Below are 13,462 nucleotides of genomic sequence, written 5' to 3'. Positions count from 1 at the left end.
TGTCTTCCATAGTTTTTACTTTTTTGTTCTATGAAGCACTTCTTAATCATCCTTTCGCTGCTGCTCACTTGGAGCGGAGCCCAGGCTCAAAACGAGAAAGCCATTCCTGTTACGAAGCTGCCCGGCGAAGAAAATCTGAGCTTACGCGAACGGGCCGAACGGGATTTCCTGATGCCGGTGCGTCGCAAAAAGATTGTGACAGAGGCTCCCAAAGCCGTTGAAGAAGATAACACCGCCGCTCCAGAATCGGATGTGACCGCGCACTACGCCGAGTCGGCGGAGGAAGCCCGCGAAGCCGTTGTGCCGGCCCACACTACTCGTAGCTATGAGGCTCGCCACACCGAGATGCTGGCCGCTCGCCGGGCCGCTGCCCGCCGCGAAGAGTCGCGCGCCGAAGCCAGAGCCGAGGCCCGCCGTGCGGCCCGCCACTCGTCGCGCCGCTCCAGCCACAAGGCTAAATCTCACAAGTCAACTACCCACAGCACTAAGACAAGCAAATCAAAGTCGAAAGCCAAGTCATCTGCCCGTGCCAAGGCTAGCAAGAGCACGAGGAAGAGTAAGCATACTACTGCTAGAAAGAGCAGCTCGAAAAAAAGCAGCGCCCACAAATCGACTAAGAAAAGCAGCTCTTCAAAATCGAAGGCCAGCAGCAAGAAGCATCGCCGCCGTTAGATTAAATAGGAGAGTAAAAACAACAACGCCCGGCACAGATGTGCCGGGCGTTGTTGTTTTCGGATTGGGCAATGCTCCCCAAGGTGCCTCATCGCCCGATTCGCCTTAAGCCTTCAGGAGTAGTTTAAATTAGCCCGCACGGGTAAGTAGAGACCACACACTTGGCATCGCCTCGTTGTAAACCTGCTACTTGGTTCCCCTCGCCTTGGAAGAGGAAGTAAGGTTCTCTTCCGGCCATGTGTTAGAACGGGGTCAATAAAAAAGCCCGGCCGCCTGATGGGGCGGCCGGGCTTTTTGAAGTGAATCGGGAGTTACCGCTGGTTGCGGATAATGAAGTTGTTGAAGGTGGCGGCGGTGCCTTCGGTGCCTTGGGCGACGAGGGCGACGCGGACGCCCCGGTCCCAGGGGGGAAGGTAGGTGCCGTTGAGGGTGAAGCTTTCGGTGGGCAGAGGCTGCCAGGTGGCGCCGTCGGTGCTGTAGGCGAAGCGGTAGCGTTGGCCGCCCCACACTTCGAGGCGGAGGGTGATGGTGTCGCAGGGCTCGATGAAGGCTTGAGCGAGGCACTGCTGCTTGCCGCTTTTCACGTGCCAGATTTGCACCTGGCCGTTGCCGGCCATCAGGGCGAGGGCGTTGTAGGGGTCACCGACGGCGGCGAGACCGGCGAAGGTATCAGCGGGCAGGCTGGCGAAATCGAGGGTGGTGGCAGCTTTATAGGTGGCCACGTGAGTGCGGCGGGCGAGCAGGGTGCCGAGGCGCGAGGAGCCGGCAGCCAAGCGCAGCTGACCATCGCGGACGGTGGTGGTGGGCTTGGGGCTGATGATGGGCCACTGCCATTCCAGGCCCAGCTCGTCGCCTTCGAACTCGTCGGCCACGTTGAGGGCGGCCACGTTGGTGAGGGGGGCAGCTTGAGGGCTGCGGTTGACGAACTCAGGCCAACCTTGGGCGTTCCAGGTGAACTCGCTGAGGAGGCCCTGGCGGCCGACGAACTCGTGACTGTCGGCGAGGTAGGCGTGGTGGAGGAGGAACCAGCGGCCGTCCATTTCAGTCACGGTGCCGTGGCCGGGGCATTTCCAGGTGGTGTTGCGGTCGAGGATGGGGTTCTGCTCATACTTTTCCCAAGGGCCGAGGAGCTTGCGGGAGCGGGCTACGCCGGTGGCGTAGTTGCAGCTTTTGCCGCAGCAGCTGTTGCCGGCGTAGAACATGTAGAACCAGCCGTCGTGGCGCACCAAGGCAGAGCCTTCCACTAGTGGGCCTTCCCAGCGGGCGTCGTTCTCGAAAAGCTCGGTGGCTTCGCCGATGAGGGCGGTGCGCTCGGGATTGAGGCGCTGGGCCCAGATGGGGGTATCTTGGTGGCAGGAGTTGCCGTCTTCTTTCCAGATGAGGTAGAGGTCGCCGTTCTCGTCGGGCATGGCGAAGCCGTCGATGGAACCGGCTTCCTGGCCTATGAGGGGGCCGTGGTCGTGGTAGGGACCTTCGGGGCGGTCGGCGCTGGCGACGCCTACGCAGAGCACGCCGCCTTTCTGGCGGGCGGTGTAGTAGACGTAGGTGCGGCCGTTTTCCTGATAGAACTCGGGAGCCCAGAAGTTGGAGCCGGCCCAGTCAGGCAGTTTATCGGGGAAGACGTGGCCGACCAGCTCCCAATCCAACAGGTTTTTGGAGGTGAAGAGGGGGAATACGGCGCCCCATTCGGCCGACGTAGCGCTGGCCCAGTAGGTATCACCGATTTTAGTGATGGTGGGGTCGGGAAAGTCGCCAGGCAGGACGACATGGTCGTAGGAGCGGGCGGGAGCCGGGGCTACTTCGGGCGAAACGCCAACGGTGAAGGGGGCCAGTGGGGCCGCCAGTTCTAGTTCGATTGACACGGGAGGGGTGTGAAAAGGATAGAAAGGATTGCCAAAAAAGGAAGGTTGGCGTTTCCGCTTGGAAAGTTACTGACTTAAATCAGATGACGCAGCGGAAGTATGATTTTTTTGGATGAACCTCGTAAAGTAATCGGCGAACGAATAGTTGCACCGGATGAAAGATATCAGAGTTAATACGTACAATTTTTTTTACTAAACCCCCAAAAGATAAGCAAGAAGGGCTATGTTTGTGAAGAGGTGGTGCTGAAAAATACGGAAGCATAATTCAGGCCAACCTTGTTCCAGAGGAGGAGCTAAGTAGGATAAAAATTTGATTCTGCCAAGAAGCGGCGGCCGGGCGGGAATGGAGCGGAGCGGCGGTAGCTGCGCAATGCGAGCCGGCGGGCTGCTCGTTGCGAGGACTTAACTCTGTCACCGTCTGCTTGAGTATTGGTTGGGTGCTCCGGCGATAAGTAGCCCGATAGGGGGCTGTGACCGTTTTATTATGTTTGGTGAGCGGGCTGCCAGATGGAGGGTTGGGCGGGTAGGTATTTTTTTGCGGTCGGGATGCGTGGGGATGCGCTACTTCGCGGCAGGCTTGAGGGTGGGGATGGGGGCGGTAATCATCTTGTTTAGTAGGGCCGGGCGGTCCTGGCGCAGGTTTTTCAGGAAGGGCGTTACCTGGTCGCCGTAGGCTCGTTTGGTGTAGGCATAGATGACGATGCCTTGCTTCTGTTTGCCAAGGTCGACTTGCTTGTAGCGGTAAATATTGAATTCTACAATGGTGCTGACTTCGGTGGTGTTTACTCCAAGCAGGAAGTCGACTATGAATTCTTTGCCGCCGGGGCCTTCCGTGACCTGGTAGTTGCAGGTGGGGTCGGTCTGCTTGCGGGTTTCCAGCTCCTGCAGCTTCTGGTTGACGGCGCTTTTTAGGGGCGTGTCCTGGGCGAATAGATGGAGGGTTAGCATCTGGTTGAAGCGCTCGGCCGTTTCGCCTTGGGGTAGGTACTCCTGGATGGAATAGGTGGCGTTGGGCTTGTCGGACCAGGTGAGGTCGAACGTTGTTTTGTTGAAAGTTAAGGGGCCTTTGACGCCAATCCGGTCGACGGGGCCCGCTGTGAAAGACGTGAACGATGTGAGGGTCATCGTCAGAGCAACGAGCTGCTTTTTCATGTTGAGAGGCGTTTCAGGAGGGGTTGGGGCAGGATAACCGTGCACTGGGGTGAATGTAAGGCGAGCAACCTGTAACTCGGGGGATGCTGGGGTTTGTTGTTACTGTAGTGTTGGCCCTAGTAGCGTGAGTGGAGGGCGCTACCATTTCGGCTACCCAATGCTGGCGGGGGTTGGGGCGCGGCGGGGGTTGGGGCGGGAGTACGTGGGGTTTTGGCTTGTGGCAAGGGTGTTTGGGAGGGGCTAGGGGTGTTCGGCGGGCTGGCAAAGGGGTGGTGGGAAAGGAATAACCTGTACATTAGGCGCAGCAGGCAATTGTTTGTGACGCGGGCCGGCGCGGTCTATTCTATTTTTCTATTCAACAAGGATGAAGCAATTCAAGGAAGACCGATTGGTGATGTGTGGGTGCGTGGTAGCCTACGGGGCCGAAAACAAAGTTGCCATTGTGGCGCCAGTGAGGTGGCGGGCGAGCAGTTGAGCACCGTTATTACGACTTACAACAAGGTGTCGGGGGCGCGGGGCGGCACGGCCAAGCGCACGCAGAAGCTAACCGAGGGGGCGCTGGCGGCGCGCAAAAGGCTGCTCGACCTGCTGCCGGGCCTGCTGGGGCCGCTGAACCGGGTGGCGACGCGGCTGGGCGATGCCGACTTGCAAGCGTCGGTGACGCTGAGCAACAAGCAGCTGCGGAAGCTGCGGCCGTTGGCATTTATTGGGGTGGTGGGGTCGGTGCTGGGCAGCGCGGCTCGGGCCGATGTGGTGCCGGAGCTGGCCAAGCAGGGCCTAACGCCCAAGGCGCTCCAGCCGCTGGCCGAGGCCCTGGACGCTTTCTGCACGGCCCAGCCGGCTGCCCGCAAGAGCATTGATGAGCGGGTGCTGTCGGGCGCGGCCTGGAAGACTTGCTGGATGAGCTGATGGACGAGTTGCGCGCCCTGGATGAGGACATGAAGGCATTTAAGCTGATTGACCGGCCGCTGTATGATGAGTACGTGCAGATGCGGAAGATTATCAACTCGGGCGGGGGCAATGGGAGTACGGTGACGGTGGGCGAGGCGCCGGTGGACTAGGTTGCTGTGGGGGTGGTTTGGAAATAAGGCCGCCCGCTTCCGGTTGGGGAGCGGGCGGGTTTTGGGTGTTAATCCTCGGGAGGATTGTTCTCATCATACTCCCTTTTCCTTTCTACTTCTTCATGATAAGGCGATAGAAACGAGTCCTTCGATTTGGCGAGCTTTCCTCTTTTCAGGACATAGACTTGAAACTCATTGAAGGCTTCTTGGTCTTCGTCATCGTGGAAGTAAAGCAAGCCATAGCTACCAGTTGATTCTTTGGCGACCCACGAAAATATATCCAACACATAAAAAGAGTCTTTGTGGTTGTGCTGAACATCAATTGCAAAGCATTCTAAACCATTTCGGTCAATAAATCGGCCGTAAGAATTCTCCAATACCCAATTATACTGCTGGGCTAAGTAGCCTTTGAAATTCGCTATGAAATCACGCTGAAGGTGGTCTTCAGAATCGTAGTCGCTATATCGGAGAGTTATCCAAGCATGTATTTCTATCATCTGCTTTAGTCTGTTCGTTTGGGTGGCGTAGACAAAAAGCTCCCTGCTACCGGTTGCGGGGTACCTATTTTATCATTTTAAATCCTGAGCGATTCAACCACCACTTCATAAATTCCGTGTCACAGACACTGTAAGCTGCTGTGGCTTCTTCCGTATCTATGTCACAAATCTTTCCTTGATGACCAGCTATTTCCTGTAACTCAAGGTTGCCATCGAAATAGATAATTCCATTCAGCGTGTTGGCGAAATATAGTGTCAACTCTCCTAGAATTCTGTGGTCAACTTGTCCATTACACATTGCGATTAGATTTACACTGAAAAGCGGCTTGCTATGCGAGAAAACCGCTATCTGGCTTAATTCATAGGCTGAATAAAACCCTCCGGCTCTTATTTCTTCTAATTCCAATATAAATGGCCGGGCTTCGATTGTGTTGTTAATCTTTACTGACCCGCCTATTGGAACGGTTGTAGCAACCCAAAAATCCTCGCCTTGGACTGTTGCGGAGATTTCTTGGATGTTGTTCTGAATGTTGGCTAAGTCCGTTTCACTGGGAATCAAGCTTAGAAGTACTGCCGAAGAAGGTCCTGCCATAATTTATAGTCGTGTGGAATTGAAGCTTCGTGGTAAACTACTTCCGCTCTGCGCCGGTCGCGCCCTCATCACAATAGCCGCCCTTTGCCACATTAGCTGCGCCAGAAACGGCTGCGTTAGTCGTTGCCCGTTGGGGGCTACTCCCGGTGACCAGATGCAAATGCATCTTCCAGCAAATCGAGTATTTCCTGTGTTGATTTAGCTTCTGCATCCAGAGTAGTCAGGGGGACCACCACTTTAGGGAATTCATCTACAAACTGCATTTCCTCAAACTTCGGAATGCCGTGTTGAGCCATAAGTTGTTCGAACTGCTGCCGGTCAACACCCCATATCTTGACAAACTTCGACTCTGTTACATAGACTTCTGCTAGGGTTGACTCGTCATTGTAGATGAGACCAAACTCCAAATGGCAGTCTTCGGACAACTCTTTTTGCAAAGAGCCCAAGATGGCTAGTATGAGTTCCTTCTCCTGATACTCGCCGTAAGTTACGTCGCCTGCATACGGACAGAAAAGGCACGCGCATACATCCGGTAATATGACGGCTAATTGTGTGAACAACTTCCATAAGCGCGAATTATTGACATTTACTTCGGCGTAGAAGCGAAATAGTTGTTCTGGGTCCTCTACTTCTGTCAGCACAAAGCCCTCAATAAAATGTGCTTCTCGGCGCGCTGCAATTTTATTCCAATAGGAACGCGGCACCTCTTGCTCTTCAGCAAAGCGAGTTGTTTTTGGTAGTTCTAGGCTAGGCATGATTTCGTTTAAGTTTTATTTCCGCACCGGCCGCAACCCCTTACTGGAGTAGGTAAGTGAACAGTAGCAGGCCACCGGCCTTCGCTACGCCACTTGCAAATCCCAACAAAGCAGCCTCCGCGACTGCCCGTAGTAGTTTTTGCACACGCTTATTTCTCATTACTAGGGAGAAGATAGGTGTTCATACCACCTGCTTCTTTGAAGCCCTGGCTGCTCCAACAGCCGGTGCTTCGTCTTTTTCAAGACCAGCCGAGGTGAGGCGGAGTAACCGTGCGTTGGGGTGAAGGTACGGCGGGGCTTTGGTGGGAGAGCGGCAACTGCACCGGTTATACGCCCCAATCGTAAGCACTAGCGTGTCGTCTTTTGCTACATTCTGCTGCGGTAGGCACGGCGGCGGGAACTGCTGCCCGTGGCCGGTGACTTGCGGTGCGTAGACGGTTTTGGCGCGTTGGGAGTTAAGCCTGTGGTGCCGCTGGTTGCGAGAGAGTCCTTGCTTTCACGTTCAGGGCTTTGAAGACGCGGCGTACCGTGTCGAGGGTGACGTTGAAGGAGTTGCGCGTTAGCTGGTGACTTGGTGCTTGGCCAGTACTGTGGCAGCAAACTAAGAGGTAGAGTTGGGCTTGTTGCTGCTTTATAGAAACTGAATAAAAATGCCTGCCAGGCCAGAAGGCACAGCAGGCATTATTGATGGTTCTTACAGGAAGACTTCAGGAGAGCTTAGCCCCTGCTTCAAGCTATTTCACCATTTCAATTTTGTCGATGCCTCGGTTTAGGCCCCGCCAAGTCATCATGCGTGGTTGCTCAGGCACTATCTCCAAAGAGAAGTTCTCTTGCAATAAGCCCAGGGACTTTAAAAGTTGCTCTTCTGGCTCAGTAGGACGAGAACTCACGGGAAAGTTAGAGTCAAGTAGCAATTAAGCTTGGGGGCCCTCGTCGTGGACGAGGCGCTGGGAGGCAGCATTGAGTTCGAATTGAATCGGGTAGGTTTTGGTCTTGTAACGCAAGAAGCCGGTGAAATTCGGATAGCGCGGGTCGCCGGATGAATGACGGGACGGAGCCGGCTGAATAGAAAGCGTGGCAAAGTCCTGGAACACGGTGTCTCGCTTCACGCCTAACTCGTGCTGCCCGATATTGAAGCGTTGGGCTTTGATGTGCACCCGGCGTAGTGTCCAGTTGCCTACCACGGCGGGGCTCACTGCCTGCATGATTTCCTTACTCTTCTGGTCGTAGTCTATCTTGGGCTTGGGGGCTACCTCGGAGGTTTTGGTGCATTGGGAAAACAGCAGGCTGGTAGCCAGCAACACGGGTAGAGTAAGGGTTTTCATAGAAGGACTGTGAGGGTTTTGGGCAAAAAAAACAACGCCTTGGTTTTCCAAGGCGTTGCTAATTACGCAAGAAGTAAAACAGCAAGTAGCCGCGACGGGAATCGAACCCATATCAAGCGTTTAGGAAACGCCTATTCTATCCGTTGAACTACGCAGCCTTGCTACAAAGATAGGAACGGACACGGGCAGTACTACCGCATCAGCCAAAACAGGTGCCTTATGACTTATAGAGCAAGGCGATGGCGAACGAGAGTGCCGTCAGAATCAGCCCGACCATAAAGATGGTGTAGCTGGTGCGGAGCAGGCCGTACTTGCGGGCCAGCACCTCGCCGAGGTAGTACACGTCGGTGACCATGTTGGTGTAGAGGCCGTCTTTCTGGCGCATCAGCTCGCGGATGCCGCTCTGGAAGTTGTCGAGGCTGAGCTTGGTGAAGTTGCCGAAGAACAGCAGGTTTACCCGGCGGTTAGTGGCGATTTCGGGGCTTTTCTTCAGCCACTTGAAGGCCGTGACGTCGGGCTGGGCCGAGAGGATGGCCGTGGTGACCGAGCCCAGGGCTGTGGCCAGCAGAATACTCACCGGGATGCCCAGCACGGGGTTGTTGGTCATGAGCGGGCCCAGGGTGCCGGCCTTGCCCATCTTGGCCCCGAGGTAGGTGATGATGACGGAAATCAGCACGGCATTGAGCTGAATCATCATGCTGGCCTTTTTGTCGGCCATGTCCGACAGCTTCATGTGGTTGTTGTACATGGTGCGGAACATGGTTTCGATGCCGCGCTTGGGCTGCGCGAGGGTATCGTTCTGTTCCCTGTTCTTCTTTTTCTCCTTCTTCTCGCTCTTTTTCAGCTGGTCGCGCTGCTCCGCTATGTTGGCTTTGAAGGCTTTGCGGTAGCTATCCTTGCCAGCATCGGAATGGTACTTGTGGGCCAGCATGAAGTTGAGCTGCAGCTCGGCCCATTCCAAGTTGGAGTACGTTTTTCCCAGTACCACTTCCCACTCGGTGCGCAGCAGCTCGGCATTGGAGCGAAAGTCCTCGCGGGCCAAGTTGCTCATGTCGGCGTCTATCAGCAGCTTTTGCAGCTCGGTTTCGGGTACCGAGTCGCGGTGCGTGGCGCTGATAAGGTCTTTGACGAGCTGCACGCGGGCTGGGGCTACGCCGTGCTCGGTGAGCCAGGCTTCGGCGCGCTCCATGCTGCGGAACTCGTGGCCGTCGTATACATCAAGGTAGCCCGTGTCGTGAAACCAGGCGGCCAGCAGCAGGGCCTCGGTGTCGTCGGGGCTGAGGTTAGCAACCGGCGCCAGTGCGCGGCACTCCTTCACCACTCCTTCGGTGTGGCGCAGCGAATGATAGGTGAGCTTGGCGGGCAGCTCTTTGGCGAAAAGCTCGGTGACGTAGGCCTGCGCCTCTTTTACCAGGGACGACGCTTTGGCTTTGTGCGGCTTGTCGCCTTCGGGAATGAGCGGGCTGGCTACGGCCGCAGCGGTCGGCAATTCGCTTCCTTTTGCAGTAGTTTCCGAAGATTCGGTCGCCACGGAAACGGGCGCCGTTTCGAGGGATTCGGAGGTGATTTCTTTCATGGTACGCGAAGCTACGGCCGGCGCATCCGGCAGGCCCGCCGGCTTTCAACGCGAAGCGGCGGGCGTAAGTTAAAATCCAGGACCTAACCGCACTGCCGCGCTTTGCGTAACGGGCGCAACCCGCCCGGTCCTGCGGCGGTTGTAAATTTACTAACTATCATTCTTTCTTGCTGTCAGTTCCCGCGCCTCGCTTCCCATACACCCGTTACATGACGCTATTTCGCCGTTTCTCTTTCCTGCTGGCCTGCTGCCTATCCCTCACGGCGCGGGCCCAAACCGCTAAACCCCCGAAGGAAACCCAAAAGGAATTTGGCGAAGCCGGCGAGTCAAGCCAGAATCCTCGTCGTAGCCGTCCCAACTACCGCAAGAGCGGCGTAAACTGGCAGCGTAATGTTCCGCCAGATTCCAGCCGCATCCGGTACCGGGTATTTCTTATCGGTGACGTGGGCAACCCCATTGCGCCCGAAAAAGGTGGCGAGCCCAGCCTTAATTTCCTCCGGCAGGAAATTATGCGCGCCGGCAAAAACAGCACGACCATTTACCTCGGCGACAATGTGTATAACTACGGGATGCCGCCCGAAGGCGCTTATGACCGTAAAATTGCCGAAAAGCGCCTCATCACCCAACTCGATATTTTTAGAGGATACCCCGGCGAGAAATACATGACGCCCGGCAACCACGACTGGATTCAGGGGGCGCCCGGTGGCTTGGCTCAGGTGAACCGCGAACAGGCCTTTGTGGAGAACTACATGAAGAAAGACTCGACGGCGTTTTCCTATACCGGCGACTTCTTTGTGCCCCGCGACGGCTGCCCCGGCCCGTTTGAGGTGCGCGTGCAGGACGACTTGGTGCTGATTGCCCTGAACTCGCAGTGGTTTCTGACGTCGCCCACCAACCGGCCCTTCGGCCTCAACGGTAATTGCGGCGCCAATAACAACGATGACGTATTCGCGGCGCTGGAAGAAGTTGTTGCCCGTAACAAGGACAAGCACATCCTGGTATTTGCCCACCACCCGCTGTTCAGCGATGGTATTCACGGTGGGTATTTCACCCTGGCCGACCATATTTTTCCGCTCAGCATCGTCGCTAAGTACGCCTTTATTCCGCTGCCGGTCATTGGTTCTATCTATCCCTTTGCCCGGAAGTATGGCGGGGTGAGCCAGGATATTCCGCACCCTCTGTACCAGGCCTATCGGAAGGGGCTGCTCGATATTTTTAATAAGTACCCGAACGTGATATACGCGGCCGGACATGAGCACAACTTGCAATACTATAAGGAAGGCGGCACGCACTTCATCGTGAGCGGCTCGGGCTGCAAAACCCAGCACGTGAAGCCCGGCAGCGCCGGCGGTGCCATTTTCTCGGACAAGGAGAAGGGCTGGGCCGAAGTCAATTACTACGACGATGGCCAGGTGTGGACCGAGTATTTCGTGCCGCAGGGCGCAGGAAAGACGGCCCGCCGGGTGTTCCGGACGCCGCTCTACGCCAAAACGACGGGCACCATCGCGACCCAGCCGGTCGAGCCCATGTCCGAAGCGGCCCTCACTACCACCAATGGCAACCCCAATGGCAAAGAGCTGACGCAGACTAAAAATGCCATCGAGCAGAGCAAGAAGGACAAGGCCCGGAAAAAGCAAAAGACTGCCGAAGCCATTGCCAAGGCCCCTGTGCCTACCCAACGGCCCGACTTCCGCGACAGCACCGTCACGGTTGCTGTCAACCCGAGCTATGACAAGCATGGCCGTTTCCACAACTGGCTGCTGGGCAAGCACTATCGTAAGGAATGGGCGACACCGGTGAAGTTTCGCACCCTCGACCTGGCCAACGACGAAGGTGGCCTGATGCCCTACAAAACCGGGGGTGGCAAGCAAACTGCGTCGTTGAAATTGCGCAATGAAGCCGGCCACAATTTCTCGCTGCGCGGCATCGACAAAGACCCCGCCGCCGTGCTGCCCGAGCAGCTGCGCACCGGCCTGGCCAAGGCCGTGCTTCAGGACCAGATTTCGGCCCAGCACCCATATGCCTCTTTTGTGCTGCCGCCGCTGGGCACGGCAGCAGGCATTCTGCACACCAACCCGGTGCCGGTGTATATTCCGCAGGACCCGTTGCTGGGCCAGTACTACGCGCAGTTCGCCAATCTGCCCGCCGCCCTGGAGGAAGACGCCAAAGACAACCAGGACAACGTGGCCAGCCTCGGCAACGCTACCAACCTGGTGGGTACCGAAAAGATGCTGGAGCGGCTGCTCGACGACAATGACAACCAGGTAGAGCAGGTGGCTTTTGCGCGCTCGCGCCTCTTCGATATGTGGATTGGCGACTGGGACCGCCACGAGGACCAGTGGCGCTGGAGCGAGCGCAAAACCAAGGACGGCGACCGCCGCTTCACAGCCGTGCCCGAAGACCGCGACATTGCCTTCTTTAAGGGCGATGGTGTGCTGCCCTACCTGATTTCGCGCAAGTTTGCCATTCGCAACTTCCAGAACTTTGGCTATGATTACGCTGACTACAAGGGCCTGAACCAGACGGGCCTCAGCAACGACCGGGTATTCATGAGCGCCGTGACCCGCGAAGAGTGGATAAAGGAGGCCGAGTATATGAAAGCCCACCTCACGGATGAAGTGATTGAGAAAGCATTCCGCGAGAAATGGCCCAAGGAAATCTACGACCTGCACGGCAAGGAAATCATTGCCAAGCTGAAAAGCCGCCGCGACCTACTGCCCGACCTGGCCGGCAAGTATGCCGACGTGGTGGCCGAAATCGTAGAAATCAGGGGCTCCCGAAAGAACGAGAAGTTTACCGTGGAGCGCCTGCCCAACCGCCGCACCCGCGTGGTGATGCGCAAAATCAACAAGGACGGCAAGCTGACTAAGGTGCTCTACGACCGCACGTTCGACGACAAGGTGACCGACGAAGTGCGCCTCTACGGCATCAGCGGGAAGGACGTATACGACGTGCGCGGCGACGTGAAGAGCGGCGTGAAGCTGCGCATTATTGCCGGCACGGGCCGCGACTCCATCACCACCCGCGACCACGTGGGCGGCCTGCTCCACAAAACCCAGGTGTACGACGCCGACACTGGCAACGTCATTAATCCCAGCTCGGAAGCGCGCCTGCGCCTGGAGCCCGGCTACGAGGTGAGCCGCTACGACTACCCCCACCGCTTCGACCTCAAGGACTACCGGCTCGACTACGTGGGCCCGGCCCTGTACTTCGGCTATAACATCGACGACGGCATTCTGGTGGGCGGCGGCGTGACGTACCGCCACTTCGGGTTTCGCCGCGAGCCTTTTTCTTGGGAACAGACCATCGCGGCCAACTTCGCCCCAGCCCGCGATGCCTACAACATCCGCTACACCGGCCAGTTCACCCGCATTTTCAAGAAGACGGACTTGCGCATCACGTCGCAGTACTATGGCCCGCAGCTGCTCTACAACTTCTTCGGCATCGGCAACAACACGGTGAACCTTGCTTCTGAGGACGAAAACCGGGGCCGGGTCACGGTCCGGACCGTGAACAACTCGTACCGGGTGCGCTTTCAGCGGTTCAGTATCGCGCCCACCTTTGAGCGCAAGCTGCTTCGCTTCATGAAATTTGGCATCGGGCCGCATTACGACCAGTTTCGCATCGAGCGGGAACCCATTGGTACGGTCATCCGCGACAGCCTCACCCGGAACGGCAACCTGACCTACGAGAACCGGCGCTTCGGGATGCGGGCCTCCGACTTCCGCACCAACCAGTACCTGGGTGGGCTGCTGTACTTGAACATTGATGCCAGCTCCTCGCCGAAGAACCCTCGCATTGGGCTGCGCTGGTACAACGAGTTTCAGTATAACTGGCAGCTCAACGGGGAAGGGCTGCAGTTTGGGCGCTTCAGCACCGAGTTTCGGGCCTACCTCACCCCCAACTTTCCCTTCCACCTCACCTACGCGGGGCGCATCGGGTACCAGCATACCTATGGGGACTACCGCTT

11 protein-coding genes and 1 tRNA gene are annotated in these 13,462 nt (G+C 56.9%); 4 read left to right on the top strand and 8 right to left on the bottom strand.

Annotated elements, in window-relative coordinates; translation table 11 throughout:
- Window positions 1-30 precede the first annotated feature (30 nt).
- The gene (locus WX88_RS16455; RefSeq protein ID WP_046245496.1) at window positions 31-672 is read left to right on the top strand and encodes a hypothetical protein; all 642 of its coding nucleotides are present in this window, start codon (window positions 31-33) and stop codon (window positions 670-672) included.
- A gap of 311 nt (window positions 673-983) precedes the next feature.
- Here the strand turns inward: WX88_RS16455 and WX88_RS16450 are convergent, their stop codons facing one another.
- The gene (locus WX88_RS16450; RefSeq protein ID WP_052732769.1) at window positions 984-2,534 is read right to left on the bottom strand and encodes a family 43 glycosylhydrolase; all 1,551 of its coding nucleotides are present in this window, start codon (window positions 2,532-2,534) and stop codon (window positions 984-986) included.
- Window positions 2,535-3,095: 561 nt separating this feature from the next.
- Window positions 3,096-3,686, bottom strand: coding sequence for a hypothetical protein (locus tag WX88_RS16445; protein ID WP_046245495.1), 591 nt, complete (start codon window positions 3,684-3,686; stop codon window positions 3,096-3,098).
- 471 nt (window positions 3,687-4,157) lie between these two features.
- On the opposite strand from WX88_RS16445, the gene WX88_RS16440 reads away from it, so the two are divergent.
- Both WX88_RS16440 and WX88_RS30160 read left to right on the top strand, forming a co-directional pair.
- Complete coding sequence (locus WX88_RS16440) at window positions 4,158-4,595, top strand: hypothetical protein (protein WP_156176200.1); 438 nt, start codon at window positions 4,158-4,160, stop codon at window positions 4,593-4,595.
- On the top strand, window positions 4,595-4,747 hold the full coding sequence (locus WX88_RS30160) for a hypothetical protein (protein WP_156176199.1): 153 nt from the start codon (window positions 4,595-4,597) through the stop codon (window positions 4,745-4,747). Before WX88_RS16440 ends, WX88_RS30160 begins: the two co-directional genes overlap by 1 nt.
- 68 nt (window positions 4,748-4,815) lie before the next feature.
- Here the strand turns inward: WX88_RS30160 and WX88_RS27815 are convergent, their stop codons facing one another.
- From WX88_RS27815 to WX88_RS16410, 6 genes are all read right to left on the bottom strand, one after another.
- Window positions 4,816-5,244: an Imm7 family immunity protein gene (locus tag WX88_RS27815; RefSeq protein ID WP_052732768.1), complete on the bottom strand. Its 429-nt coding sequence runs from the start codon at window positions 5,242-5,244 to the stop codon at window positions 4,816-4,818.
- Window positions 5,245-5,308: 64 nt separating this feature from the next.
- On the bottom strand, window positions 5,309-5,836 hold the full coding sequence (locus tag WX88_RS16430; protein WP_156176198.1) for a DUF6368 family protein: 528 nt from the start codon (window positions 5,834-5,836) through the stop codon (window positions 5,309-5,311).
- A gap of 137 nt (window positions 5,837-5,973) precedes the next feature.
- The gene (locus tag WX88_RS16425) at window positions 5,974-6,591 is read right to left on the bottom strand and encodes a hypothetical protein (protein ID WP_046245492.1); all 618 of its coding nucleotides are present in this window, start codon (window positions 6,589-6,591) and stop codon (window positions 5,974-5,976) included.
- Window positions 6,592-7,505: 914 nt separating this feature from the next.
- The gene (locus WX88_RS16420; protein WP_046245491.1) at window positions 7,506-7,916 is read right to left on the bottom strand and encodes a hypothetical protein; all 411 of its coding nucleotides are present in this window, start codon (window positions 7,914-7,916) and stop codon (window positions 7,506-7,508) included.
- Window positions 7,917-8,002: 86 nt separating this feature from the next.
- Window positions 8,003-8,074, bottom strand: a tRNA-Arg gene (locus tag WX88_RS16415).
- Between the two features lie 59 nt (window positions 8,075-8,133).
- Window positions 8,134-9,492 (bottom strand): Pycsar system effector family protein, encoded by a 1,359-nt coding sequence (locus WX88_RS16410; RefSeq protein ID WP_082116086.1) that lies wholly within the window; start codon window positions 9,490-9,492, stop codon window positions 8,134-8,136.
- Window positions 9,493-9,701: 209 nt separating this feature from the next.
- Here WX88_RS16410 and WX88_RS31460 point away from each other — a divergent pair.
- Window positions 9,702-13,462: metallophosphoesterase (locus WX88_RS31460; RefSeq protein WP_052732767.1), on the top strand; the 3,761-nt coding region annotated here is incomplete at its 3' end.

The organism is Hymenobacter terrenus, assembly GCF_000972495.1.
GTDB classification, from domain to species: Bacteria; Bacteroidota; Bacteroidia; order Cytophagales; family Hymenobacteraceae; genus Hymenobacter; species Hymenobacter terrenus.
The sequence above is the reverse complement of the archived record's forward strand: the minus strand, read 5'-3'. Positions and strand labels throughout refer to the sequence as shown.